This is a genomic window from Hymenobacter glacieicola (assembly GCF_014640315.1).
Classification (GTDB): Bacteria; Bacteroidota; Bacteroidia; order Cytophagales; family Hymenobacteraceae; genus Hymenobacter; species Hymenobacter glacieicola.
Genome location: NZ_BMGS01000002.1, coordinates 538,399 through 562,643 on the forward strand (window position 1 = coordinate 538,399; position 24,245 = coordinate 562,643).

The 24,245-nt window shown below is 58.6% G+C and carries 21 protein-coding genes; 12 read left to right on the forward strand and 9 right to left on the reverse strand.

The window, feature by feature from the left end; translation table 11 throughout:
- Window positions 1-6 precede the first annotated feature (6 nt).
- The 7 genes from IEW18_RS05390 to dnaK all read left to right on the forward strand — a co-directional run bounded on the left by IEW18_RS05390 (window position 7) and on the right by dnaK (window position 9,418).
- Complete coding sequence (locus tag IEW18_RS05390) at window positions 7-678, forward strand: YiiX family permuted papain-like enzyme (RefSeq protein ID WP_188556792.1); 672 nt, start codon at window positions 7-9, stop codon at window positions 676-678.
- Window positions 679-916: 238 nt separating this feature from the next.
- Complete coding sequence (locus tag IEW18_RS05395) at window positions 917-2,992, forward strand: VWA domain-containing protein (RefSeq protein WP_229728605.1); 2,076 nt, start codon at window positions 917-919, stop codon at window positions 2,990-2,992.
- Between the two features lie 86 nt (window positions 2,993-3,078).
- Complete coding sequence (locus IEW18_RS05400; RefSeq protein WP_188556793.1) at window positions 3,079-3,480, forward strand: hypothetical protein; 402 nt, start codon at window positions 3,079-3,081, stop codon at window positions 3,478-3,480.
- A 128-nt stretch (window positions 3,481-3,608) separates the two neighbouring features.
- The gene (locus IEW18_RS05405; protein WP_188556794.1) at window positions 3,609-4,541 is read left to right on the forward strand and encodes a pseudouridine synthase; all 933 of its coding nucleotides are present in this window, start codon (window positions 3,609-3,611) and stop codon (window positions 4,539-4,541) included.
- Complete coding sequence (locus IEW18_RS05410) at window positions 4,541-5,494, forward strand: alpha/beta hydrolase (protein ID WP_188556795.1); 954 nt, start codon at window positions 4,541-4,543, stop codon at window positions 5,492-5,494. Before IEW18_RS05405 ends, IEW18_RS05410 begins: the two co-directional genes overlap by 1 nt.
- A 416-nt stretch (window positions 5,495-5,910) precedes the next feature.
- Window positions 5,911-7,137 carry a TlpA disulfide reductase family protein gene (locus IEW18_RS05415; protein WP_188556796.1) on the forward strand — a complete coding sequence of 409 codons (1,227 nt, stop codon included), beginning with the start codon at window positions 5,911-5,913 and terminating at the stop codon, window positions 7,135-7,137.
- A gap of 334 nt (window positions 7,138-7,471) precedes the next feature.
- Window positions 7,472-9,418 (forward strand): molecular chaperone DnaK, encoded by a 1,947-nt coding sequence (dnaK, locus tag IEW18_RS05420; protein WP_188556797.1) that lies wholly within the window; start codon window positions 7,472-7,474, stop codon window positions 9,416-9,418.
- A 143-nt stretch (window positions 9,419-9,561) separates the two neighbouring features.
- Here the strand turns inward: dnaK and IEW18_RS05425 are convergent, their stop codons facing one another.
- Window positions 9,562-9,990, reverse strand: a complete 429-nt coding sequence (locus IEW18_RS05425) for a hypothetical protein (RefSeq protein WP_188556798.1) — start codon at window positions 9,988-9,990, stop codon at window positions 9,562-9,564.
- A gap of 172 nt (window positions 9,991-10,162) precedes the next feature.
- Between IEW18_RS05425 and IEW18_RS05430 the strand changes: the two genes are divergently transcribed.
- Window positions 10,163-11,311: an FAD-dependent monooxygenase gene (locus IEW18_RS05430; protein WP_188556799.1), complete on the forward strand. Its 1,149-nt coding sequence runs from the start codon at window positions 10,163-10,165 to the stop codon at window positions 11,309-11,311.
- Window positions 11,312-11,533: 222 nt separating this feature from the next.
- Here IEW18_RS05430 and IEW18_RS05435 read toward each other — a convergent pair whose 3' ends face one another.
- Entirely contained in the window at window positions 11,534-12,706 is a 1,173-nt protein-coding gene (locus IEW18_RS05435) for an endonuclease/exonuclease/phosphatase family protein (protein ID WP_188556800.1), read from the reverse strand.
- 70 nt (window positions 12,707-12,776) lie between these two features.
- Window positions 12,777-13,334, reverse strand: a complete 558-nt coding sequence (gene purE, locus IEW18_RS05440; protein ID WP_188556801.1) for a 5-(carboxyamino)imidazole ribonucleotide mutase — start codon at window positions 13,332-13,334, stop codon at window positions 12,777-12,779.
- A 151-nt stretch (window positions 13,335-13,485) separates the two neighbouring features.
- On the opposite strand from purE, the gene IEW18_RS05445 reads away from it, so the two are divergent.
- Complete coding sequence (locus IEW18_RS05445) at window positions 13,486-14,112, forward strand: MarC family protein (RefSeq protein WP_188556802.1); 627 nt, start codon at window positions 13,486-13,488, stop codon at window positions 14,110-14,112.
- A gap of 592 nt (window positions 14,113-14,704) precedes the next feature.
- Window positions 14,705-15,730 carry a uroporphyrinogen decarboxylase gene (gene hemE, locus IEW18_RS05450; protein WP_188556803.1) on the forward strand — a complete coding sequence of 342 codons (1,026 nt, stop codon included), beginning with the start codon at window positions 14,705-14,707 and terminating at the stop codon, window positions 15,728-15,730.
- 125 nt (window positions 15,731-15,855) lie between these two features.
- On the opposite strand, the gene IEW18_RS05455 is transcribed toward hemE, so the two are convergent.
- From IEW18_RS05455 to IEW18_RS05475, 5 genes are all read right to left on the reverse strand, one after another.
- The gene (locus tag IEW18_RS05455; RefSeq protein WP_188556804.1) at window positions 15,856-16,872 is read right to left on the reverse strand and encodes a bifunctional heptose 7-phosphate kinase/heptose 1-phosphate adenyltransferase; all 1,017 of its coding nucleotides are present in this window, start codon (window positions 16,870-16,872) and stop codon (window positions 15,856-15,858) included.
- Window positions 16,873-17,077: 205 nt separating this feature from the next.
- Window positions 17,078-18,298 carry a pyridoxal phosphate-dependent aminotransferase gene (locus tag IEW18_RS05460; RefSeq protein WP_188556805.1) on the reverse strand — a complete coding sequence of 407 codons (1,221 nt, stop codon included), beginning with the start codon at window positions 18,296-18,298 and terminating at the stop codon, window positions 17,078-17,080.
- 111 nt (window positions 18,299-18,409) lie between these two features.
- Window positions 18,410-20,401 carry a glycosyltransferase family 2 protein gene (locus tag IEW18_RS05465; protein ID WP_188556806.1) on the reverse strand — a complete coding sequence of 664 codons (1,992 nt, stop codon included), beginning with the start codon at window positions 20,399-20,401 and terminating at the stop codon, window positions 18,410-18,412.
- Between the two features lie 182 nt (window positions 20,402-20,583).
- Entirely contained in the window at window positions 20,584-21,198 is a 615-nt protein-coding gene (recR, locus tag IEW18_RS05470) for a recombination mediator RecR (RefSeq protein ID WP_188556807.1), read from the reverse strand.
- A 139-nt stretch (window positions 21,199-21,337) separates the two neighbouring features.
- Window positions 21,338-21,619, reverse strand: a complete 282-nt coding sequence (locus tag IEW18_RS05475; RefSeq protein ID WP_110979647.1) for an ATP-dependent Clp protease adaptor ClpS — start codon at window positions 21,617-21,619, stop codon at window positions 21,338-21,340.
- A 356-nt stretch (window positions 21,620-21,975) separates the two neighbouring features.
- On the opposite strand from IEW18_RS05475, the gene IEW18_RS05480 reads away from it, so the two are divergent.
- A complete protein-coding gene (locus IEW18_RS05480) occupies window positions 21,976-22,533 on the forward strand; it encodes a hypothetical protein (RefSeq protein WP_188556808.1) in 558 nt (185 codons plus the stop codon).
- Between the two features lie 479 nt (window positions 22,534-23,012).
- Window positions 23,013-23,501, forward strand: a complete 489-nt coding sequence (locus IEW18_RS05485; RefSeq protein ID WP_188556809.1) for a hypothetical protein — start codon at window positions 23,013-23,015, stop codon at window positions 23,499-23,501.
- A gap of 85 nt (window positions 23,502-23,586) precedes the next feature.
- Here IEW18_RS05485 and IEW18_RS05490 read toward each other — a convergent pair whose 3' ends face one another.
- Window positions 23,587-24,234, reverse strand: coding sequence for a YceI family protein (locus tag IEW18_RS05490; RefSeq protein ID WP_188556810.1), 648 nt, complete (start codon window positions 24,232-24,234; stop codon window positions 23,587-23,589).
- Between the last annotated feature and the right edge of the window lie 11 nt (window positions 24,235-24,245).

Genomic DNA, 24,245 nt, shown 5'->3' on the forward strand with positions numbered 1-24,245 from the left:
TCAAACATGAACTCTCGGTTTCTGCTACCGCTTTTTGTGCTGCTTACAGTTTCGCTGGTAGCCTACCCCCGCTTGCACCGCCGGTATGTCCGCTACCAGCAAGGGCAGACTGCTTCGAAGGCAGTACAGCAGATTTCCGACCGCCTGCACAACGGCGACTTAGTTTTCCAGACCTCCCAATCGGCGCAGAGCCGCGCCATTCAGTTGGCTACCCATTCCGGATACAGCCACTGCGGCATCCTGTTTAAGAAGAACGGTACGTGGCGCGTGTTTGAGGCCGTCCAACCCGTCAGCGAAACTTCGTTGGCGGCCTGGGCCGCGCGGGGTCAGGAGGGCAAATTTGTAGTAAAACGCCTCCGCGATGCGGAAACCGTCCTAACTCCGGATGCCCTCCGGCGCTTGCAAGCCGCCGGCGAGCAGTACCGCGGCAAAAACTACGACCTCTACTTCGGCTGGTCCGATGAGCGGATTTACTGCTCGGAGCTGCTCTGGAAGATGTACCGGCAAGCCACCGGCCGTGAAATCGGGACGCTCCAGACCCTGCGCGAGTTTGACCTGAGCCACCCCGCCGTGCAGGCTAAGCTGAAGGAGCGTTACGGCAAGCACATTCCCCTGGACGAAAAGGTTATTTCTCCGGTCCGTATGCTGAAAAGTGAGGAGTTGGTGACAGTGCGTTGAGGTAGGAAGCACTCTGTTTAGGAAACGGTACAAAGCAGACGCGGACCTCTACGAATAGAAAAGGCACTATTTTCTGCATACCATATCGATTATCATCTTTAAGGTCCCAAGGTAGGCAACCTCTACCCTACTTACTTATCCGCAACTCCCTACCTTCGCTACCTGCCCCAACCCTACCCCGCGCAACTATGCGGGGCTGACCGGGGTTCTTTAGTGCGGTTGCTATATCGTTCTGCCTTTGCTACTATCTGCTTCTCCCTGGTTTATCCTGCTGTGCCTGCTGGTGGGGGCGGGCTACGCGGCCCTGCTCTACTCGGCGAAGGCGCCCTGGAGCCGGGCCGTGAACTACGCCCTGGCCTTTGTGCGCTTTGCAGTCGTGAGCTTTCTGTGCTTTCTGCTGCTCTCCCCCTTTCTGAAATCGACGACGACCACCACCGAGGCCCCCACCCTTGTGCTGGCCGTCGATAATTCGCAGTCGGTGGGGCTGTTTACGCCGCCTGCGGTGCTTCGCCAGGCTACCCAAGGCCTAACCCAGCTAGCTACTGCCCTGCGCGACCAAGGCTACCGGGTGGAAACCCAGACGCTTACGAGTGCTACCCGCCCAGCCCGGCCCGATTCAGTGCGCTTTCGGGCCCCGGCCACGGACCTGGACGGGCTACTCACTACCATCGGCGAAGGCTACCAGAACCGGAACCTGGCGGGCGTGGTACTGCTTTCCGATGGGCTCGTGAACCAGGGCCGGGCACCCCAGTACACCGACTACCGCTTCCCGATTTACGCCGTGGGAGTGGGTGACACCCTGCCGAAAAAGGACGTGAGCGTACCGGCCCTCACCTATAACCGCGTGGCGTTCAGCGGCAACCTATTTCCCATTGAGGCGGAAATTGGCTACGATGGCTACGCAGCCGGCACGTCGGCTACGGTGCTGCTGCGCGAAAATGGCCGCGTGCTGCAAACCAAGCGCGTACCCCTGCTAGCCGGACGCCGACGCACCAAAACGACTTTCCTCGTTACGGCTCCTGCCCCGGGCAAGCGCCGCTACGAGGTGGTGGTGGAAAAGCTGCCCGGCGAGTTTACCCTGCTGAACAACCAGAAGTTTGCCTACCTCGATATTGTGAAGGGAAAGTTGCGGGTGCTGCTGGCCGGCGCCGCCCCCCACCCCGACCTAAAAGCCCTGCGCGCGGCCATTCTGCAAAACGACAACTTCGACCTGACTACCTACCTGCCCGGCATCAGCCCCCTGCAGCGCCAGGATTTTGACGTGGCCATTCTGCACCAGCTGCCCGCCCAAAACGGGGTAGGCGCGGAGGTGCTGGCCCAGGTGAAAGCCCGCCGGGTGCCGGCCCTGTATGTGCTGGGGGCCCAAACCGACTACGGTGCCTACAACGCCCTGGGTACGGGCCTGACCGTGACGCCGCGCGGCGGCCAAACCGATGCCGTAACGCCCGTGCCCAATGCCACCTTTACCCGCTTTGCCTTCGAGGAAGATGCCCTGCGCCGCTTTGCCGCCTACCCGCCCGCGCCGGTACCTTTCGGAGATATTCGGCTGGGTGCCGGGGCCGAAGCCGCACTGTGGCAGCAGGTAGGCCGCGTAAAGACCCAGAAGCCGCTGCTGGTGTTCGGGGGCACACCGGCCCAGCGCCAGGCTACCCTGCTCACCGATGGCAGCTGGCAGTGGCGCCTGCAGGAAGCCGTGGAGCACGACGACCGGCCCGAAGCCTACGACCGACTGGTGCTCCGGACCCTGCAGCTACTCACTCAGAACGCCAACAAAAAGCGCCTCGATGTGTACCCCACCCAGGACGCTTTCAACTCCCAGGACGACGTGACCTTTGGGGCCGAAACCTATAATGCCATTTTTGAGCGCATTTACGGCCAGCAAATCACGCTCAGCCTTACCAACGAGCAGCAGCAAACCCGCACCTTCACGTACACGACCACCGAGGACGGCGCCCCGCTCCACCTGGGGCCGCTGCCGGCGGGACTGTACCGCTACACGGCCCGCGCTACCCTCGGGGGCCAGCCCCAACAAGACCGGGGCGAGGTGCTGGTGCAAGAGCAGCAGCTGGAGGCCCTTCAGTCGCGCGCCGACCACAACCTGCTCTACCAGCTGGCTCGTCGTAGCGGCCAGCGCCTGTACTACCCCGCCCAGTTCACCCAGCTGGCCCAGGACATCCGCAAAGCCCAGTACAAGCCCGTCATTTACGAGCAGGAGGAGCTCAAAGACCTGATTAACCTGAAGTGGCTGTTTTTTGTGCTACTGGGACTGGTGACGGTAGAATGGGCTACCCGCAAATATTCCGGCGGCGTGTAGCCCCCTGGTTTATCCTGGCCGGAACTGAAGCCGCCAGGGCCGTGTCATGTACTGCTCCACTCCCGCCGATCAACCCTGTTTTTCCCATGAAGCCTTTCTCTCTTGCTCTGCTCTGCGCAGGGCTGTTTCTTACGAGCTGTACCAAAACCACCGAACAGAAAACGGAGCTAGCGGTGCAGGACTTTGTGCGTAACCGCGTTTCTGATCCTAAGAACTACTTCCCGGGCAAGTTTAAACTGCGTCCTTATACCAAGCGCGACTCCCTGCTGTACCTGGCTGAAATGGCCCAGATCAACGGCCAGCCGGCCCCGCCCGCTCCTACCCCCGCCGACACCGCACGGATCGGCATTCTGGTTCACCACGACTACCGCGACGAAATGCGCGACGGCGTTTCGGTGCGCGACAGTGGCGAATTTGTGGTGCGCCCCAGCGGCGACGTGCGAATTCTTATGGCCGAGAGCATTCGGCGCCGGCGGCTGCAGAAGTAAGGCGTACCTTTGTCGTCCTGGCCGGGCCGGAAGCTGGCAGAAGCTCCTAGGAGTATTCCGGCCTCCGGCCCCGTCGGGACAACCTTTTTTTATTGCTTTTACGTGAGCTGGAAGGCTCATGCTCTTCCATGCGCTACATTCTGCTCAACAAGCCCTACGAAGTTCTGACCCAGTTTACCGACGAAACCGGCCGGAAAACCCTAAAGGATTTCGTCTCCATTCCGAACATTTACCCGGTCGGGCGGCTGGATTATGACTCTGAGGGCCTGGTGCTGCTCACCGATGACAAGCAGCTCCAGCACCGCCTTTCGGAGCCGCGCTTCAAGGTTCCCAAAACGTATTGGGTGCAGGTAGAAGGCGTGCCGACGGCTGAGGCCCTGGAAAACCTGCGCCGCGGCGTGGACCTAAAGACCGGCTTCACTACCCCCGCTGAGGTAGCGTTACTGCCCGACGTCCCCGAGCTCTGGGAGCGAAGCAAGCCGGTGCGCTTCCGGGCCAACATTCCAACCAGCTGGGTTCAAATCCGGATTTCGCAGGGCATGAACCGGCAGGTGCGCAAGATGACAGCCGCCGTGGGCTACCCTACCCTGCGCCTGGTGCGCGCCAGCATTGCCGATTTGCAGCTCGACCAACTGCAGCCCGGCGAGTGGCGCGAGCTGACCAAAGCCGAAGTGCAGGCCTTAACGGAGGATATGGCTGCCCAAACCGCGGCGGCCGGCACCTTCAAAACACCGAATAAGGGCTCCGAGTACTGGCCTGGTGGGGTACGCCCCGCCGATGCCAAGCCCGGCCAAAACAGCGTCGGGGGGTATAAAAGAGGCGGCTTTGGCGGTCAGAGCGACGCCAAAATGCCCGGCAGCAATGCCCGCCCCACTGGCACCCGGGGCGGCGCTCGGCCGGGTGGCAACGGCCCGTTCAGCCCGAAGCCTGCGGGTAGCAAAACCAGCACTGGCCGCGCTACCCCTGGCAAAACCGGCAGCAAGCCGGGGCCAAAATCGGCGGGTCGGGGCACGGCGGGTCGGAAGCCAGGGGCTGCAGGGGGCCGCTCGGGCCGCAGCTAATGGCTCGGCGGATTGGCCTGAAGCGCGGGCGTCGGCTTGCTTGGCTGCTAGCGGCGGGGCTGTTGGCAATGAATGCCGTAGCCGCTTTTCACGCCTGGCGCTTCACGCATTTCACGACCCCAGTAGGCACCCACACGGATAACCCGGAGCAGCTTTCGGCTCCGCAGAAGCTGTGGGTGCTGCTCACGGGCATCCGGAACCCTAAGCCAGTAAACCGCATCCAGCCTAATTTTCCCTTCCAAACCATTCGGCTCACTAGCGCAAACGGCCAGCTAGAGTCGTGGTATGGCCCGGTCAAGAATCCGCGCGGCACGGTAGCCTTATTCCACGGCTACACCAGTTCCAAAAGCAAGCTCCTGACCGAAGCTGGTTTCTTCCGCGGCCTCGGCTACAACGTGCTGCTCACGGACTTTGCCGGCAACGGCGGCTCCGAGGGCACCGTCTGCACCGTGGGCCACCACGAAGCCGCCGATGTGACCGCGGTAGTTCAGTGGCTGCAGCGCCGCCCCGGCCCAGTGTACATTTACGCCAACTCCATGGGCGCGGTGGCTACCCTGCGGGCCGAAGCGGAACTGGGCGTGCGTCCCGCCGCCAACCTGCTGGAATGCCCCTACGGCTCCATGCTCGAAACTACCCAGAGCCGCTTCCGCTCCATGCACGTCCCGCCCTTCCCCATGGCCAACCTGCTGGTGTTCTGGGGTGGAGTCGAAAACAACTTCTGGGCTTTTGACCTCGATGCCACCGCTTACGCTGCCCGCGTCACCGTCCCGACCCTGCTCATGTGGGGCACGGCCGACCCGCGCGTAACCCGCCCGGAAACCGACGCTATTTACGCCGCCCTCCGCGGCCCCAAGCAGCGCCAGGATTTCCCCGGCTCCGGCCACGAGCCCTACTGGTGGCAGCACAAGCAACTCTGGGAACAGACGGTAGCTGACTTCTTAGCCTCCAGGTAGCAGCAATACTGCTACTGGCCCATCCTATTCCTGTTACCCTGCGTGCAGTAAACGACCGAAAAAAGTTTCCAGCAGCTTTTCATGCTCTAGGGAATCGAGTGTTTAACGGGTACTGGAATCATTGAATTTGAGTTTACTAAGCATATTTTACCACATCTATTTTACCTTAAGCTTAAGGAAAGCTTCTCTGGTTTCGGTTGGGCTGCTCCTCGTCTCACCAGCAAGTGTGCCAAGCGCATCTATCCGCTGGAAAGCTCTGGGCCAAACCCAAAATATGACCGTCAAAGCAGCATTATCTGACAAGCCCTAACATTGCCCGCTCCTCTAAAAAGCAGGCTTGATAAAGTTATAACCCTAACAAAGAGATATTCTAACTAGAAGTCAAGTGTATGACAAAGCTGACTAATCTGTGTGGTATGGATAGCTATAAAAACGGGTGGCTGTTACTCTGTTTGCTGGCATTGCTTTGCGGTTGCCAAAACAAGCAGAAGCAGCAAAAAGAATACGACTACCTAATCGTCGCCGACATTGAAGGGTGTGAAGAGTGCCAGGCGAAGCTGTTTTTCCAAGATTCCGTCACTTATAAAGCCATCGATAGCGTAGCAAACGGCAACGGGCGTTTTTCATTCCAGGGGAAAATTACCCAGCCTGGATTCTATCATATTTATTATTTCGATAAAGTGGATAAAACGGTATCGGGCTCTGTCCAGCTCTATCTGCCAACCGATTCTATCCACATCAAAGCCACGAAATACAACCTTCGAACTAAGTTCTATCGAACACCTGACCCGGGTACTTATCTAAAAAATACGGTTGTATTCTCGGTCGCCCCCCAGCAAAGAGAGCTGGAGCAGTACCTATTGCTGCGGGACAGCCTCTGGCACCAGTTTTTTACGGACAAAGCCCTAGTAACTGCCAAGTTCACCCAAACCTTCGACTCCGGCAATAAGGCCCTGATAGAGCAGTGGGCGGATTCCGTCAAAAGCTTCGATTATCGGGTTTCTGGCTATTGGGCCGCAGCGGCTGATTTATTCGTCCGGCAACATCCCGCCTCCGTGGTGTCGCTCTACGCCATGCTGGACAACTGCAATGACCGGCCTGCGGTGGAGCGCTTCCGCCGGTACTACCAGGCCATGCCTACGCCGTTGCAACAAAGTTTCTACGGCCGAATCCTGGACAAGCAGCTCGCCCGAAACGAAAACCGCAACCAGAACAACCAGCGCTTTATAGGCAGCTACGTCGGGCGCCTGGCCGGCAAAACCCCGATGGGCAAAGAGCTGGATGTCGAACACCTCTTCAAACGCAATAACCTAACGCTGGTCGAGTTTTGGGCCAGCTGGTGTGGCCCCTGCCGCATGGAAATGCCCAAGTACCGCCGCCTCTACCAGCAGTACAACCGCCAAGGCTTCGGCATGATTGGCGTGTCGCTGGACCACGACTACCACAAATGGGTGCAGGCCATTGCGGAGGACAGCTTGCAGATGCCCCACTTGTCGGAACTGAAAGGCGTGAACGGGGAGGATATCCGGCGTTTTGCCATCACGGGCATCCCGGCTAATCTGCTCGTGGATAGCACGGGCCGAATTGTGGCCGTCGATATCCCATTTCCCAAGCTACAGAGGAAAGTACAACAAGCCCTGTAGTAGGCTCAGGAAACGGAAAACATTGCACGCCAAGGAAAATGCCCGAAGGAGCGAGTCCATTATGGCGCCGAAACTTCGCGCGGTGCTTGGCTCCGTTTAAGATGACGTGCGGGCAGAGCCTCGCTTATCTCCTGCCCCGGTGTCAGCATATCCTACCCCTGGTTTTCCCGTAGAAGTCAGACCGTCGCAGAATCATGCTACTGTCTGCCCAAAAATGACAATCTGTCACGAGTACGGGGCATTTCCGGGGCTGGTACGCGTCTTGTAATTCCCCCGGTGCGAGTGATTCGCACCTATCATCTGACACCTCAACTCCTACATAATAACCATTCACATGGGCAAAATAATCGGTATTGACCTCGGCACCACCAACTCGTGCGTGGCCGTAATGGAAGGCAACGAGCCGGTGGTAATTCCGAATAGCGAAGGCCGCCGCACGACTCCCTCCATCGTGGCGTTCCTCGATAACGGTAAAGGCGAACGGAAAGTCGGTGACCCCGCCAAACGTCAGGCCATTACCAACCCTAAAAACACACTGCAGTCCATTAAGCGCTTCATGGGCCGCAGCTTCGGCGAAGTAACCGAAGAAGCCAAGCACGTTTCCTACGAGCTGGTGCGCGGTTCCAATAACACGGTAGCCGTGCAAATCGGCGACCGTCAGTACACGCCCCAGGAAATTTCGGCCATGGTACTGCAGAAAATGAAGCAGACCGCCGAAGACTACCTCGGCACCACGGTAACTGAAGCCGTTATTACGGTTCCGGCTTACTTCAACGATGCCCAGCGCCAGGCGACCAAGGAAGCCGGTGCCATTGCGGGCCTTGATGTGAAGCGCATCATCAACGAGCCTACGGCCGCTGCCTTGGCCTACGGCCTCGATAAAAAGCACAAAGACCAAAAGATTGCCGTGTACGACCTCGGTGGTGGTACTTTCGACATCTCGATTCTGGAGCTCGGCGACGGCGTGTTTGAAGTGCTGAGCACCAACGGTGACACCCACCTCGGTGGCGACGATTTCGACCAGGTAATTATCAACTTCCTGGCCGAGACTTTCGCCAGCGAGAACGAAGGCCTGGACCTGCGCAAAGATGCCATGGCTCTGCAGCGCCTGAAAGAAGCCGCGGAGAAAGCCAAAGTAGAGCTGTCGTCTTCGACCGAAACGGAAATCAACCTGCCCTACGTAACGGCTACCGCCTCGGGTCCGAAGCACTTGGTAGTAAAGCTGAGCCGTGCGAAGTTTGAGCAGCTGGCCGACAACCTGGTACGCCGCTCGATGGAGCCCTGCAAAAAGGCCCTGCAAGACGCTGGCCTGAGCACTTCCGACATCGACGAAGTAATCCTGGTAGGTGGCTCGACCCGTATTCCGCGCATTCAGGAGGAGGTAGAGAAGTTCTTTGGCAAGAAGCCTTCGAAGGGCGTGAACCCCGACGAGGTAGTAGCCGTGGGCGCTGCCATCCAGGGTGGTGTACTGACCGGTGAGGTGAAGGACGTACTCCTGCTCGACGTAACCCCGCTTTCGCTGGGTATCGAGACGATGGGTGGCGTAATGACCAAGCTCATTGAGTCGAACACCACGATTCCGACTAAGAAGTCCGAGACTTTCTCGACGGCTTCCGATAACCAGCCTTCGGTAGAGATTCACGTATTGCAGGGCGAGCGTCCGCTGGCTTCGCAGAACCGCACCATTGGCCGCTTCCACCTCGACTCGATTCCGCCAGCGCCCCGCGGCGTTCCGCAAATCGAAGTAACCTTCGACATCGACGCCAACGGCATTCTGCACGTGTCGGCCAAGGACAAAGGCACCGGCAAAGAGCAGAAGATCCGCATCGAGGCCTCCTCGGGCCTGACGGATGCTGACATTGAGCGCATGCGCAATGAAGCCGCCGCCAACGCCGAAGCCGACAAAGCTGAAACGGAGCGTATCGGCAAGATCAACGCCGCTGACTCGATGATTTTCCAGACGGAAAAGCAGTTGAAAGAGTACGGCGACAAGCTCAGCGCCGGCAACAAAACGGCCGTTGAGAATGCCCTGGCTGACCTCAAGAAAGCCCACGAGAGCAAAGACCTCGGCGCTATTGATACTTCCATGGAAGCCATCAACGCGGCTTGGCAGGCAGCCTCGCAGGAAATGTACGCCGCTACCCAAGGTGGCGCTGAAGGTCAGCCCGGCGCTGACGGCGGTAACCCCTTCGGTGGTGCCGGTCAGCCCGGCGGCAACGGTCAGCAAGGCCAGCCTCACGATAACGTGACGGACGTAGACTATGAGGAAGTAGGCAAGTAATTCCAGCTTGCGTGAGAAACAAAAAGGCCCGAAGCAATAGCTTCGGGCCTTTTTGTTTTAGCTCAATTGATGTTAGCCGTAATACGCAGCTTTATGCCCCGAACTGCGGTTACAGCCCAAACATGAGCGAATAGGATTTCCTTTTAGGGCACTTGCAGCAACCAAGCTACAGCCGCGGCCTCGTCTTCAAACAGGCGGTATACCAAACCCGATTCGCGGGCTTCGTTCATTACCAGGTTCATGGCTAAGCGCGCAAACACATCGTGCGCGAGTAGGATGGCGCCGTAGTAAGGGTGCGCCGGATTAGCAGAATTAGTTAACCAGTTTTGAGTAATCCAGTTGCGCTCCGCCTCCGTGAAGGCCGCCATTATTCGTTGGTCGCCGAGCAATTTGTGCCAACCTCGCTGCCGCAGCAAGGTGCTGGCTTGAGTCAGGAAAGTTTTCAGGTCTTCCAACTTGCGCTTGCTGGCATTGTACTGAACTACTAAGTAGCCATCGGGATGTTCTAATAAACGGCCAACCGAATTTTCGAAGTACAGCCGCAATGGAGGATGCACGGGGGAGTGAGACATGGAAAGGGCAGCAGAACGGGGCGGAGGAAGGAGGCAGGCGCGGGCTCGCCATACCAGGGACTAGTTAATCAATAATATGACACGAAATTCGCCCAGCAGAACCGTAGGGGCATTTTTTTCAGTAAAGCCTACCTTGCCACATCGTTCTGACTAGAGCAAAACCACAGATAGCATGGCGGATTTTTCGATAATTGGGGCGGGTATTGGCGGGCTAAGCGTGGCCCGCGCCCTCCTGCAGCAGGGCCATACGGTACGGGTGTATGAAGCTGCCGCCGAGCTACGCGAGGTAGGCGCGGGCGTAGTACTGGGCGCCAACGCCATGCGGGCACTGCAACAACTGGGCTTGCACGCGGCCGTGCAGGCCCACGGCTCCCCGGTTACCCACCTGAACCTGCTCGACCAGCACGGCCGCTTGCTCCAGGCCGCCGACACCACGGCTTTCACGGCTGCACTAGGGGTTGATAACTTAGGCATTCACCGGGCTACGCTGCAGCGGACGTTACTGGAGCAACTTCCTCCCGGTATCGTGCACCTTGGCTACCCGTTTGTACGCTTTGACGTTAGCGGCACTGGCCTGCAGGTACACTTCACCAATGGGCGGTCAGTACAAACAGATGCGTTAATTGGGGCCGACGGCATTCGCTCGCATGTGCGCGGCCAGCTTCTACCTGGCGTAGCACCACGCTACGCGGGCTACACCTGCTGGCGCGCCGTGGTGGATGCCCGCGCCTTGCAACTGCCCGCGGGCGAATCGGGTGAAACCTGGGGCGAGCGGGGTCGGCGGTTCGGGTACGTGCCCGTGGGCGGCGGCCAGGTGTACTGGTTTGCCTGCCTGAATAGCCCCCAGCCGCAGAATCCACGGTTTCGGGCCTATCAGGTGGCCGACCTGCAGCGTGAGTTTGCCGGCTTTCACGCTCCGGTGCCCGAGCTACTGGCCCGCACGCGCAACGAGCAGCTAATCTGGAACGATATTCTGGACCTACGGCCCCTCTCCCACTTTGCCTACGGCCGGGTGCTGCTACTCGGCGACGCGGCCCACGCCACCACCCCTAACTTGGGCCAGGGTGCCGGCATGGCCGTGGAAGATGCCGCCGTACTAGCACAATGCCTCACCGAAACACCCGATATACCCCAGGCTTTCCGCCGGTTCGAACTACGGCGCCGGGCGCGCACCACGCGCATTATCCAAACCTCCTGGCTGCTGGGCCGGGTAGGGCAGTTGGAGAATCCACTGCTTGGAAAGCTGCGCAACACCCTCATGCGGTGGCTGCCCGCTAGCGTCAGCCGCCACCAAATGGCATGGTTGTATGAAGACTTGTAGCAGAGCAGAGCCGGGGTGAGTGTTCAGCCAGAGCAAGCAAACAACCTCACCATTCAGAGCGAAGCCAAAGCATAGAGCGTGCTGATGTGATAGTAGCAAACCAGACATCAGCGTGCGAAAAATTTTGTGCTGACCGACTTTAGGTTTGCCATCCACTCTTTCTACTAACCAGTCAGCAAAAAAAGGCCGAGGCAGTGTTGCCTCGGCCTTTTTTTGCTGGTTTTAGGTAGTGAGTTCCTTTTTGCGGTCTGGGTCGGTGGCCTCTGCCTGCTCTTCCTCATCCTCTTCCTCGAACCCTTCCTGAATTTTCTCTACGGCTTCCTGGTGGTCCTCCACGTCGGCTTGCTCGCCGTTTTGCTCTTGTTTCTCTTTGTCGTGGGGCTCGTAGCTGAGCTTGATATAAATCGGGAAATGGTCGGAGCCCACGTAGGGTAGGCGCTCCATGTCATCGACCTTGAAGTGGGGTGAGACGAATACGTGGTCCAGGGGCCAGCGCATCAGGGAGTACTCGGCGTGGAAGGTGGGTAGCAGCCCGCGGCCCACCCGCGGATCGAGCAGGCCGCTGATGCGACGGAACAGCTCTGAGGTGTGCGACCAAGCTACGTCATTCATATCTCCGAACACGATGGTGGGCTCGTCTTTCTGGTCGATGGTTTTGTCAACCAACAGCAGCTCGGCGTCGCGCTTGGTGCTGGTTTTGGCTTCGGCCGGCGCGGGCGGCTTGGGGTGCAGGCCGTATATGCGCACCTTGGTATGGCCATCCGCCAGACCAACCACGGCGTGCACCGAAGGCACGTCGTCGTCCAGCAAGTACTTGATTTCGCACTCGTGCAGGGGTAGCCGCGAGAAGAACAGCAGGCCGTAGGTATTGTCCAGAGGCTCGTGGCAGGTATAGGGGTGCGTGTCTTCCAGAGGCTTAAGCTGCTCCAGCCACCAAGCGTCGGTTTCTACGGCCATAATCAGGTCCGAATCGGCTTTTTGCAGCACTTGCAGGGCTTTTTTACCCTGTTTATTGTACTGCAGCACGTTCATCATGGTCAGACTCAGGTGGCGCCGGCCGTCTTTAAGCGTGCTATCCTCCACCTGCTTTTTTACCAGTCGGGTGTAAGGCACAATTCGAAACGATTGGTACCCGATGGCAACCACCAGCACAAGCAGGGTAGCCGGGCCCCAGTATGTGCCATCGGTTGGGCGGTGCCATTCCAGCACCAGTCCCGCAGCCAGCACCAGCCCTAGTACTCCCACAATCTGTAAGCGGGGAAAGTCGAATATGCGGATCCACCAGGCCGTTTGGCGTAGAAGCGGTAGCACGGTAGCAATTAACGCGGCTACTACGAGGAAAAAGGTGAATCCGTGGGCTAGCTGGAGCCAAAACGGAACGTCAAGATCAGGCACGGATGGGGAGAGGTAGGCGTGGAGGAATCAGGCGGGAGAGTAGGGCAGGTAAACAAAGTTGCTGTACTGCTCAGTCATCATTAAAGCCGCCTTTGCGCAGCTCTTCTATGGTGCGCATTACCTTGTCTTTCAGAGAGGTCCGATACTTTTCCAGAACATCAGCCAGCCGTGCGTTGCCCAACGCCAGGATTTGGGTGGCCAGCACAGCCGCATTCGAAGCTCCATCCAGCGCCACCGTTGCCACGGGTACGCCCGCTGGCATTTGCAGCATGGAAAGAATGGAGTCGAGGCCGTGAAAGGAAGTAGTGGAGTTGATAGGTACCCCAATTACGGGCAGGGTAGTAAACGAGGCCACCATGCCGGGCAGGTGAGCTGCCCCACCGCCCCCGGCAATAATCACGCGTAGGCCGCGCTTGCGGGCGGTTTCGGCGTACTCTACCAGCCGGTGGGGCGTGCGGTGGGCCGACACCAGGGTAATTTCATAGGTGATACCAAACTGCTGGAGCAGCTCAGCCGCCACCGACATAATTTTCAAGTCAGACTGGGAGCCCATGATAATTCCCACCAGGGGCGTATCGTGAGGAGCGGGAACATCGGCCGCCGCAGCGGCGGGAAGCGTGGTAGGCATAGGAAAAAACAAAGAAACAGGATCAACCTAACTGGGATTGGCTTCTACGGCCCCCCGAAACGGCGGTTGAGTCTATAAACATAGCATTTTCCCTGTTTGCTGATTCTCAAAGGCTCGTACCTTTACCCGCTGCCGTTGTGTTTTTCTGCCTATGGAAATTCTGCTTGCCACGTTTACTACGCTGTTTTCCGTGGTGAACCCCTTCAGCGCCATGCCCGTCTTCCTGACCCTGACGGAAGAGGACACGCCCGCCCACCGGGCCAGCATTGGGCTGCGGGCCTGCCTGTACATGATTGGAGTGCTGTCCGTGTCTTTTTTCGCGGGCCAGTACGTGCTCAACTTCTTTGGCATCAACATTCACCATTTGCGCATTGCCGGCGGCATCCTGCTCATGCGCTCCGCCTTCGATTTGCTCACGCCGGGCGGCAACCGCAGCAAAGTGTCTGACGCTACCCTGGACGAAAGCCGCCACAAGGACGACATTAGCTTTACCCCGCTGGCCATGCCCATGCTCTCGGGCCCCGGCTCCATGGCCGTGTGCATTGGCCTGTTCACGGAAAAGCTGAGCTACCTGGATATGGCCCTGATTTTCCTCGGCTTCGTGCTGGTAGCCCTGGCCGCCTATATCATCCTGATGTCTTCGCTGCGGCTCACGCGCTTTCTGGGTCGCCCCGGTATGGCCGCGCTGGCCCGCATTATGGGCTTTATCACGCTGGCCATTGGCGTGAACTTCCTGGCTACGGCCATTGCGGCGCTGTTCCCAGGGCTGAGCCGGTAAGGGCCAGGAGAGCATGGAAGTTGTATTCATCGGGTTACTGCTGTTGTGCTTGGCAGTTATTGCCGCTATTCCATTATATGCCTTGTGGTGCTTGTGGTGGCTTGCCCGGAGGCTGCGGGCCCAAAACTACCGATGGGCGGCTGTAGCAACGCAGATTCTGCTTGCTTGCTTTGCCACTTTCTGCCTAAGCATATTTTATTCTTTCTACTTTCCGTTTGACAGTGAGGTTGAAGCAGAGTTTGTGCAGATTAGTGGCCTACCCTTTCCTGAATCGGGCCAGATAACCGAAGGAGAAATATCAGGGTAATGAGCAGGACTGTTTTTTGCTGTTGAAGAGGATCTGTGCTGATACATCGTTCCGGGTTGAGCCTTGTGCCGCGGGCCTGAAGGGTAGCTCCTATCTTAAATTTTTCTCAACGGGTAGTAACAACGAAGGACCTTACCGGTCAGTCAGCTTTCTGAATGACCACCGGACTATTGCTTTTGACCGCCGCAGCAACTGAGGCAGTATTTATTGCGGGCCGAAGCATCTTCATTCTTACTTACTATTTCCTTATCTCACTATTCCACCGTTTGTACCTTTGCGGCAGTTATGCTAAAGAACGACCTCCTCCTCCGTGCCGCCCGTGGCGAAGAAACTGAGCGCACGCCCGTGTGGCTGATGCGCCAGGCTGGCCGCATCCTGCCCGAGTACCGCGCCCTGCGCGCCCGCCTCAGCGGCTTTAAAGAACTGGTAGAAACGCCCGAACTCGCCGCCGAAGTTACCATTCAGCCCGTGGATGCGCTGGACGTAGACGCGGCCATTATCTTCTCCGATATTCTGGTGGTGCCCGAGGCCATGGGCCTGACCTACGAGATGGTGGAAGCCCGCGGTCCGCTGTTCCCCGAAACCATCAAAACGGCCCACGACGTAGCCCGCATGCGCATCGCCGACCCCGAGGAGCACCTGGGCTACGTGCTGGAAGCCATTCGGGTAACTAAGCGCGCCCTCAACGGCCGCGTGCCGCTCATCGGGTTTGCTGGCGCGCCCTGGACCATTCTGGCTTATATGGTGGAAGGTCACGGCTCGAAAACCTTCAGCAAGGCCCGCCGCATGTTGTACGCGGAGCCGGCGTTGGCCCACGAGCTGCTGCGCAAAATCACGGCTACTACCATTGCCTACCTACGCGCGCAGGTGCAGGCCGGGGCCAATATCATTCAGGTGTTCGACTCCTGGGCCGGCATTCTGCCCCCCGCCCACTACCGGGAGTTCAGCACCCGCTACATTGCCGAAATCTGCCAGGCCATTCCGGAAGTGCCCGTGACGGTGTTTGCCAAAGGCGCCTTCTGGGCCGTGGAGGAGTTTGCCCAGCTGCCCTGCCGCACCATCGGCCTGGACTGGAACCAGGATCCGCGCGCCGTGCGCCCGCTCGTCGGCGACAAAACCCTGCAGGGTAACCTTGACCCCTGCGCCCTCTACGGCACCCCGGAGCAAGTGCGCGCCGCTACCCTCCAGATGCTGGAGCAGTTTGGCAAGCACCGCCACATTGCCAACCTGGGCCACGGCGTCTACCCCGACACCAACCCGGACAATGTGAAGGTGTTCATCGAAACGGTAAAAGAGCACAGCCGCCGGTAGGCCTATCGCGCACCAACGTGTCATTCCGAGCAAAGCGAGGAATCTGAGTTACCCCACAGGAGGCTGACTCAGATTCCTCGCTTTGCTCGGAATGACACGTTTTTGTTTGACTGATTTCAACAGTTTTACAGCATTAGCCCTACCCCTTCGGCCTCGGCCAAGAGCTGCTGCTTTTCGATGGGCACTACCCCCACTTGCTCGCACACTAGCCCGCCGCCCAGGTTGGCCAACGCGGCCGTAACGGGTGCAGATAGCCCCAGAGCCACGCACAGGGCGGCAATGCTGATAACCGTGTCGCCGGCACCGGAAACGTCGGAAATGGTGCGTAAGTGGGCCGGAATGTAGGTACGGGTAAGGCTGCCGTTTTCCACGAACACGCCGCGCTCGGAGAGGGTAACCAGCACGATTTCGGGGGTAAGCAGTTCGCGCAGCCGGGCCACGGCGCTTTCAAAGGCGGGGCGGTCGGCTTCGGTGTCGCCGAACTCCAGCTTCAGGCCCTCGCGCAGCTCCTTGAGGTTGGGCTTGAACAGAGTGCAGTGGCGGTAAGCCAGGAAGTTCTTCTTCTTGGGGTCAACGACGGTGGGAATATTGCGCTGCCGGGCCAGCTGGATGAAGTGCTGAATACTGGCCTCGTTGAGCACGCCCTTGTCGTAATCCTCGAAGATGACCACGTCGGCCTGCCCAAGGAGCTGCTCATAGCGCACTACCAAGTCGGCGTTTTCGGTGGCGTTCAGGTCGGTTTCTACTTCCGAATCGATGCGCAGCAGCTGCTGGCCGTGGGCTAGGATGCGCTGCTTGACGGTAGTAGGCCGGTGGGCCGAGCGCACAATGCCGGCGGCTGAAAGGCCCGTGGTGTGCAGCAGTTCCAGGAGTTGGTCGCCGCCCTGGTCCTCCCCTATTACGGCGCAGAGCAGCGGGGTAGCGCCCAGGGCCTGCACGTTCAGGGCCACGTTGGCGGCCCCACCCAGGCGCTGCTCCGTCCGGCTCACGTTCACTACCGGCACCGGCGCTTCGGGAGAAAGGCGGGCTGCCTTGCCCCATACGTAGGCGTCCATCATTACATCCCCCACGATGAGCACCGTCAGGTTGTTGAACGCAGCAAACAATTCAGGCAGGGAAACGGGCAGGGCGGCAGCAGGCATTACGGCAGGTTCAGGAGATGAAGGCCGCAAAGGTAAGTTTTGGCTGTCATTCCAAGTAGCAGCAAGGAATTTGAGGCCAGCCGTTAAGTGATGGACTCAGATTCCTCACTCCCACTCGGATTGACGGTTCAGAAAAGAAAAACGCCACACCCCTTGTAAGGGCGTGGCGCTTATTTAAATACCAAAATACCGTTGGCTTTGCCTACTATTTCAGTTTCGCGAGGCTGTTCTTGAGGCGAATAAAGGCTTCCCGCAGCTTTTCATCGGCGGCGGCGGTGCTGAAGCGGATGCAGTTGGGGGCGCCAAATGCCGAGCCATCCACGGCGGCTACGTGGGCATCATGAAGCATAAACAACGACAAATCCATGGCCGACTTGATAACCTCGCCGGTGGGAGTGGTTTTGCCGAAGTAGCCCGTCACATCGGGGAAAATATAGAATGCGCCGCTGGGGGTAGGCGTGCGGAAGCCAGGAATTTCCTTTACCAGTTCCAGCACCAGGTCGCGGCGGCGGCGGTAAGCTTCCACCATTTCATCGGCCGAAGAGCGGCCACCCTGCAGGGCGGCCAGGGCCGCGCGCTGGGTCATGGCGCAGGTGCCGGAGGTAATCTGGCTTTGCATTTTCTCGCAGGCGCAGGCAATTTCCTTGCTGGCGGCCAGGTAACCCACGCGCCAGCCCGTCATGGCATACCCCTTCGAAAAGCCATTCACCGTGATGACACGGTCCTTGATAGCGGCGAACTGAGCAATGCTCACGTGCTCCCCCACGAAGTTGATGTACTCGTAAATCTCATCGGCCAGCACGTACACCTGGGGGTTGCGGGCTACTACCTCGGCAATGGCGCTCAACTCCTGGCGGGAAAATACGGCCCCCGTAGGGTTGCAGGGCGAGGAATACATGATGAGCTTGGTGCGGGGCGTAATGGCCGCTTCCAGCTCCGCGGCCGTCACTTTGAAGTCGTTTTCCAGGGAGCCCACCAGCTGCACCGTCGTGCCATCGGCCAGCCGTACCATTTCCTCGTAGCTGACCCAATACGGCGAAAACACGATGACCTCGTCGCCGGGGTTCACCAGGCTCAGCACGGCGTTGGCTAGGGCCTGCTTGGCCCCGGTGCTTACCACAATGTTTTCGGGCTTGTAGTCGAGCTGGTTGTCGCGCTTGAACTTGTCGCAGATAGCCTGGCGCAGATCGGGGTAGCCAGGCACGGGCGTATAGAAGGTAAAGCCTTCGTCCAGGGCCTTTTTGGCGGCGTCCTTGATGTACTGCGGGGTTTGAAAGTCCGGCTCGCCGAAGCTGAGGCTAATCACATCCACGCCCTGGGCGGCCAGCTCGCGGGCTTTTTTAGCCATGGCAATCGTCTGCGACTCCTGCATGGCATTGATACGGTCGGAAAGTACGAGGGGGGCGAGGGCGGTAGCTTCGGACATGAGAAAACGGGTGGTTGGGAAGGCTACAAAGGTACGGGGAATGTACGGAGTGTCGCGCGAAACTCTCCGCCCTCTCCCCTGCTGTTGGTGCGCAAATTCCCCTTGTCGGCCCTAGGCTTCCCGGCCCAGCCAGCGGAAGCAGCGCAGCAGCAGGGCCAGGTCGGTGCTGGCCTCGTACTCCTTGGCGTACAGCAGTTCCAGGCGGCGGCGGGTGGCGGCCGTCAGCGGGGCCGTGGTGCCCGGGGCGGCATCGGCGGCAGAAAGCACGGCCCGGGCCAGGCGGCGCGGGGCCGTGGCGTAGCGCAGCCCCACCCAGGTGCGCGAGCCGGCCAGCACCCGCAGGCAGTTACGCAGGAAGCCCAGCTTATGCTGCTGCGCCCATACTACCACCGGCGAGGCCAGCAGTAGCAGTAAACTCACCAGAATATCGAGCAGGCGCTTGTTGCGAATCTGGGCCGGCCGGAACAGGTTCAGGGTAATGTCGAGGGTGTAGTAGTCGCCTGAGGAGTCTTTGCCCGAGCTGCCGATGATGTACTCACTACCCTGGGGCAAAATCTTGTACTCTACCGGCGGCTGGCGGTGCAGCTCCACCATCAGCCCGATAATCTGGCTGGCGGCCAGGTCGCGGCCGCAGAAAATCAGCTCGTTGAGGTTATAGATGCGAATAATATCGTCGAGCTGGCGCACTTCCCCGAGCAAGTCATCGGCCACCGGCGCGGCTTTAGCGGCGGAAGTGCCCGGCTCAATGTAACCGATAACCCGGGCCGGCGCCCCGGCGTGTTCCAGCAGGTGGCGCACCCGCTGGGCCTCTTCCGCCGAGCCCACAATAGCCACGTTTTTCTGGTGCTCGTCGGTGAGGCTGAAGCGGCGGTGCCGAATGAAGTTGGTGGCTACCCGGCGCAGAACCAAAGCCGCCACAGCCCACACCCCGCCCAGCACAATCAGGGCTTTGGAAAAGCGCCAAGCGTCCAAGAAATTGCTGAACGCCGAAATCAAGACCGTGCCCACGAAGATGCCCCGCACAATGCGGCTGGCACGGGTGGGCTTGTCGTAGGCCCCGCTGAAAAAGGCCGAGAGCAGCCACACGCCCACGTACACGGGCACGGCCACTGCCATGTAGTTATCCGGGTAGGGCCCGCGCACGTAGCGGTGGTTTTGCTCCCAGTAGGTTTTCAGGAAGTACATGCCCCCGTAAATCAGGCCGGCATCCAGCAGCACGGGGGCGGCCTGCACCACCAACCGCTGGGCCACCGCCGCCCCGGCCCGCAGCCAGATGGCCAGATTTATCAGGAAGCTGAAGGCGCCCGCCCGGTTCGGGGCGAAGTGTTTGCGGGCAAAAATCACCATGGCCCGGTAGAACACGAACACGTAGTTCACGCTCGTGCGCTTGGTGCTCTCGCCCTTGTAGTGAATGATGCGGGTGCCGGCAAAATAGTAGTTTTTCCAGCCGCCCTGCGTTAGCCGGTACGACAGGTCGATGTCCTCGCCGTACATGAAGTAGTCCTCGTCCAGCAGGCCCACTTGGTCCAGCGCGGCTTTGCGCATGAGCATAAAGGCCCCGCTGAGCACCTCAATTTCGTGGGTATGCTCTGGGCTCAGAAAGCCCAAATGGTAGCGGCCAAACCGCCGCGACTTCGGAAACAGCTTGGCCAGCCCGAATATCTTATAAAACGCCACCCAGGGGGTAGGCAGCCCGCGCTTGCTTTCCGGCAGAAACATGCCCTGCCCGTCGAGCATCTTCACCCCCAGCCCGCCCGCGTCGGGGTGGGCGTCCATGAACTCGCAGCACAGCCGGAAGGTATCTTCCTCGACTACCGTGTCGGGGTTGAGCAGCAGCACGTACTGGCCGCGGGCCCGGCGCAGGGCCTGGTTGTTAGCCTTCGAGAAGCCGGGGTTGTCGTGGTTTTCGAGAAGGATGACCTCCGGAAAACGGGCCTTCACCATGGCCACCGAGCCGTCCACGGAGTTGTTGTCCACCACGAACACCTCCACCGGCCGGCCCAGCTTTTCCACGGCCAGCCGCACCGACAGCAGCGCCTGCTCCAGAAAGTAGCAGACGTTATAGTTGACAATTACGACGGACAGGGCAACGGCAGACGGCACGGGCGCAGAGCAGGAAAGGCCGCGAAAGGTAAGCAGACTCTCCCTGTTCTAAGAACCCCGCAAGCAGCAAGGGTGGTTTTGAGCCAATAAAGCTGCTTTCCGGTTGAGCTAGTATTTACCTGGCAACGAAAAAGCCCTACCTCTCCAGGTAGGGCTTTCTGCTGCGTATCCATTCAGGACGATTACCGCGCCTGGCGCTGGCGCTCCACAATACTGCGGCCCAGGGTAATTTCGTCGGCATATTCCAGCTCGCCGCCCATGGGAATGCCGCGGGCAATGGTGCTCACATTCAGCTCGGGCAGGTCGCGGAGCTTGCGTGAGAGGTAAAAAGCCGTGGTGTCGCCTTCCATGGTAGGGCTGATGGCCAGGATTACCTCCCGGATTTCGGAGCCTTCCTTCGTGACGCGCTCCACCAGGGAATCAATGGTCAGATCAGACGGCCCGATGCCTTCAATGGGCGAAATGACGCCACCCAGCACGTGGTACATGCCCTGGTATTGGGCCGTATTTTCAATGGCAATAACGTCGCGGATGTCCGACACCACGCACACCGTGCTCTGGTCGCGCAGTTGGTTGGCGCAGATGCTGCACTCCGGCGTATCAGAAATATTGTGGCAAGTGTCGCAGTAACGAATTTCGAAGCGCATTTTGGCCAGGGCCTCCGCCAGAGTAGCGGTGGTGTCGGCTTCGGCCTTGAGCAGGTGCAAGGCCAGCCGCAGGGCCGTTTTCTTGCCTACTCCGGGCAGCTTCGATAACTCGCCAACGGCGCTTTCTATCAGTTTGGAAGGAAATTCCATTCAGGTCGGGAAGAGGGTAAAAGAACTGTCATCCAGGGCGCGCGCTGGTTGATCAGGCAGCCTGTTTTTAAACAACAATTGCCGCCTGATAGGTCCGTCGCAAACGCAGGATGACAGATTTTTTCAGCCGATAAACAGGCTACACTACGTCGGCCGAAATGCCCCGGTCGTGGATGGCGGTGCACATGCTTGCCAGTTCGTCGTAGGCGCCGTGCTTTACCGTGCACTGCCCTTTGTAATGAATAAGCAAGGTGCACTGCTCGGCCTGCTCCGGCTGGTGGCCGCACACGTCCATGAGCGTTTTGATGACGTGGTCGAACGTATTGATGTCGTCGTTGTACACGACCAAGTCGCGGACGTCAATGGTTTCTTCCAGGAGCAGAACGTCCTCGTCGTACTCGATTTGCGGTTTGCTGTTCATGGCACAAAAATACGGAGAAGCAACCAAAAAGCCGGATTTCATCGTCCCGACTGGCCTCGTATAACCTGCTAAGACGCTGAATCGTTTCCGCAGCCTGGAAAGTTTGCTTTAGAAGCCGCTGCTGCCCCTATGTAAATCAAAATGAATAAGATACGTACAGTAGCAACCCTATCACCTTTACTGGCTTTTGTTTTCGCTACGTTTAGGTTATGAGCCGCTGACAGCTAGCAAGGTCATACGTAGGACAAAGGAAAGCAAAACAGTAACCGGGCTGCCAACGTCTACGCTAGTGCTGATTCCTATCTGCGCCGTTTCCGGGCTACTTTTGACTTTTATCTGCCGCCTACCCCTGTTCCATGCCCGTCCCGTCTGCCGAATTCAAGCGTGCCCTCAAACGTTTATCTGACAAGGAAAAGGAAACCTTGCTGCTGCGGGCAGCCCGTCGCGACGCTGAGCTGTACGATACGCTGTGCTTTGAGCTGCTGCCGGAGGTAACCAGTGAAACCGTGTTTGAGCAGGCCTCTGACCAGATTCACGAGCTATTTGCCGTGGGTGCTACCGGCCGCCTGCTTAACCGTAGCCTTACCAAAGCCCTGCAGAAAGCCACCAAGGAAGTAGCCCGCGCCCGCCGCATCACCAAGGATAAGCGCCTGGAGGTAGACCTCAACTTATTTACCTTGCGCCACATTTTCGAGAACTATACGGGCCAGTTTGAGAGTGTGTACGCCGGGTTTTACACCAGCACGGCCCGGCTGGCGGCGCGCACCGCTCAGCTGATTCTGCAAAACCTGCACGAGGATTTGTGGCTGGAATACAAGGCAGAAATGGATGATTTCTTGCAACAGCTGCACGCCCGCGCCAAAAGCCGCAGTCTGAAATTTGAGCTACCGCGGGAGCTGGAGCTACCAGAGTAAAACCGTTTTGCCAACACGTAGGAGAAAAACGGAAGGCTGGCCATTCATCTTACCCAGGCCGGTTTATAGTACGACATGAAGCAAGTTATAATGTGCTGTAGTTCAGCATTTCCGATAAAGTTCTGGACTTAGAGAAGATAATTCATAATTCTTTCATTTCCAGCATACAGCACGTGCACGAGACCAATAGCTTTGTTGAGCAAGCCAAGATTTGACTTAGCGCAAAGCCGTTTCAGTTCACTTATTCTATGAAAAAAACTCTTTACCCATTTTGCGGCTGTGGCCTCAGCTACGGTGCTCCTATCCAGCTGTGCTGGCAGTTACTCTGCTATCCGTCCTGAGCGTATCAGCTCCTACCAAGCCAGCAATGTGGCCGGGGCACCCGTCGATTTTAGCTACCGCTACAGCGCCCTACTCAACGGCGGCTCAAATAGAAATACGTCAAGAAGGAGCGCAAGCAGGGCTATCAAGTGGTGGCTGTGCAAATTAAGAATAACACCGGAGCCGATCTTAATTTCTCCCGCGACCTGGAATTAACCTTCAGTGACCGGCCCATTATGCCTGTGCCGTCGGTGCAGGCTGCCAACGACTTGAAGCAGGGCGTGGCCATCTATCTGCTGTATGTGCTGGGTATTGGGCAAATTGGCGGCACCCGTGACCCCTACACTGGACAGACAACCGGCGGCACATTGTTTCCCTGGGGTCCTTTTGTGGCAGCTGGCAACATTATCGGGGCTAGCTCGGCCAATAAAAACATGCGCAACGAATTCACCAAGTATGACCTCACCAACAAGGTAATTCATCCTGGCGAAACCGTATACGGCATTGTAGCCCTGCGCGAAACCGGGGTAGCGCCCCTCAAACTTACGCTACGCAACGGCGCTGCCGTAACGCCCGTGCCTACTCAGGCTCCTACTTCGGCGCCGGCTGCCAGCCCGGCCCCAACCAGCACCAGTGGCGGACATTAGGCCTCGGCGACGACGCTATTTAACGCTAAAAGAAAACCCCTGCCGGCGCTGCCAGCGGGGGTTTTCTTTTACCAAAGCTCAAGAATTACTTCTTGGCAATGACGTTGAAGCTCATGGTGAATTCGTCCATGATGGCTTTGTCGCCGATGCTCTCGAAGAACGACTTCGAGCCGTACTTGATGTCGTACTTGGTACGGTCGATGGTAGCGGTGCCGCTGGCCGAAGCCACGCCGTTTTTCACGCCCACTTTGGCAGGGAAGGAAATCGGCTTGGTGATGCCTTTAATGGTCAGGTCGCCGTTTACGGTAGCGTTGTTACCGTTCGCATCGCCTTTGAGCGGGGTCAGGCTGGTGATTTTGAAGGTTGAGGTGGGGTTCTTGTCGATGCTGAAGAAGTCCTCGGAACGCAGGTGGCCCACCAGCTTGCCGTTGTACTCCTGCTCCTTGATGTCTTCCACTTTCAGGGAGTTCATATCCACCACGAAAGTACCACCTACAATCTGGTTGCCGCGCACGAGCACATTGCCATCCTTAAACTGGATGTTGCCGTTGTGCTGGCCCGTTACTTTTTTGCCTACCCAGCCCAAGGTGCTTAGCTGGGGCTGCACGGCGTAAGCCACACTGGCCGCTTTCTCAGTGCCGGGATTGGTTTTCTTCACGGCGGGCTTCTGAGCGAAAGCCGGAGCGGCGAACAGGGAGGCAGCCAGCAGGGCTGGCAGAATCATTTTTTTCATGACGTAAAAGC

Coding starts and splice junctions, on each gene's coding strand:
- IEW18_RS05460 (WP_188556805.1), bottom strand. CDS start 18,298: ATGTCCGAAGCTACCGCCCTCGCCCCCCTCGTACTTTCCGACCGTATC.
- recR (WP_188556807.1), bottom strand. CDS start 21,198: ATGGAATTTCCTTCCAAACTGATAGAAAGCGCCGTTGGCGAGTTATCG.
- hemE (WP_188556803.1), top strand. CDS start 14,705: ATGCTAAAGAACGACCTCCTCCTCCGTGCCGCCCGTGGCGAAGAAACT.
- IEW18_RS05480 (WP_188556808.1), top strand. CDS start 21,976: ATGCCCGTCCCGTCTGCCGAATTCAAGCGTGCCCTCAAACGTTTATCT.
- IEW18_RS05445 (WP_188556802.1), top strand. CDS start 13,486: ATGGAAATTCTGCTTGCCACGTTTACTACGCTGTTTTCCGTGGTGAAC.
- IEW18_RS05490 (WP_188556810.1), bottom strand. CDS start 24,234: ATGAAAAAAATGATTCTGCCAGCCCTGCTGGCTGCCTCCCTGTTCGCC.
- IEW18_RS05455 (WP_188556804.1), bottom strand. CDS start 16,872: ATGCCTGCTGCCGCCCTGCCCGTTTCCCTGCCTGAATTGTTTGCTGCG.
- purE (WP_188556801.1), bottom strand. CDS start 13,334: ATGCCTACCACGCTTCCCGCCGCTGCGGCGGCCGATGTTCCCGCTCCT.
- IEW18_RS05410 (WP_188556795.1), top strand. CDS start 4,541: ATGGCTCGGCGGATTGGCCTGAAGCGCGGGCGTCGGCTTGCTTGGCTG.
- IEW18_RS05430 (WP_188556799.1), top strand. CDS start 10,163: ATGGCGGATTTTTCGATAATTGGGGCGGGTATTGGCGGGCTAAGCGTG.
- IEW18_RS05415 (WP_188556796.1), top strand. CDS start 5,911: ATGGATAGCTATAAAAACGGGTGGCTGTTACTCTGTTTGCTGGCATTG.
- IEW18_RS05425 (WP_188556798.1), bottom strand. CDS start 9,990: ATGTCTCACTCCCCCGTGCATCCTCCATTGCGGCTGTACTTCGAAAAT.
- IEW18_RS05475 (WP_110979647.1), bottom strand. CDS start 21,619: ATGAACAGCAAACCGCAAATCGAGTACGACGAGGACGTTCTGCTCCTG.
- IEW18_RS05405 (WP_188556794.1), top strand. CDS start 3,609: ATGCGCTACATTCTGCTCAACAAGCCCTACGAAGTTCTGACCCAGTTT.
- IEW18_RS05390 (WP_188556792.1), top strand. CDS start 7: ATGAACTCTCGGTTTCTGCTACCGCTTTTTGTGCTGCTTACAGTTTCG.
- dnaK (WP_188556797.1), top strand. CDS start 7,472: ATGGGCAAAATAATCGGTATTGACCTCGGCACCACCAACTCGTGCGTG.
- IEW18_RS05400 (WP_188556793.1), top strand. CDS start 3,079: ATGAAGCCTTTCTCTCTTGCTCTGCTCTGCGCAGGGCTGTTTCTTACG.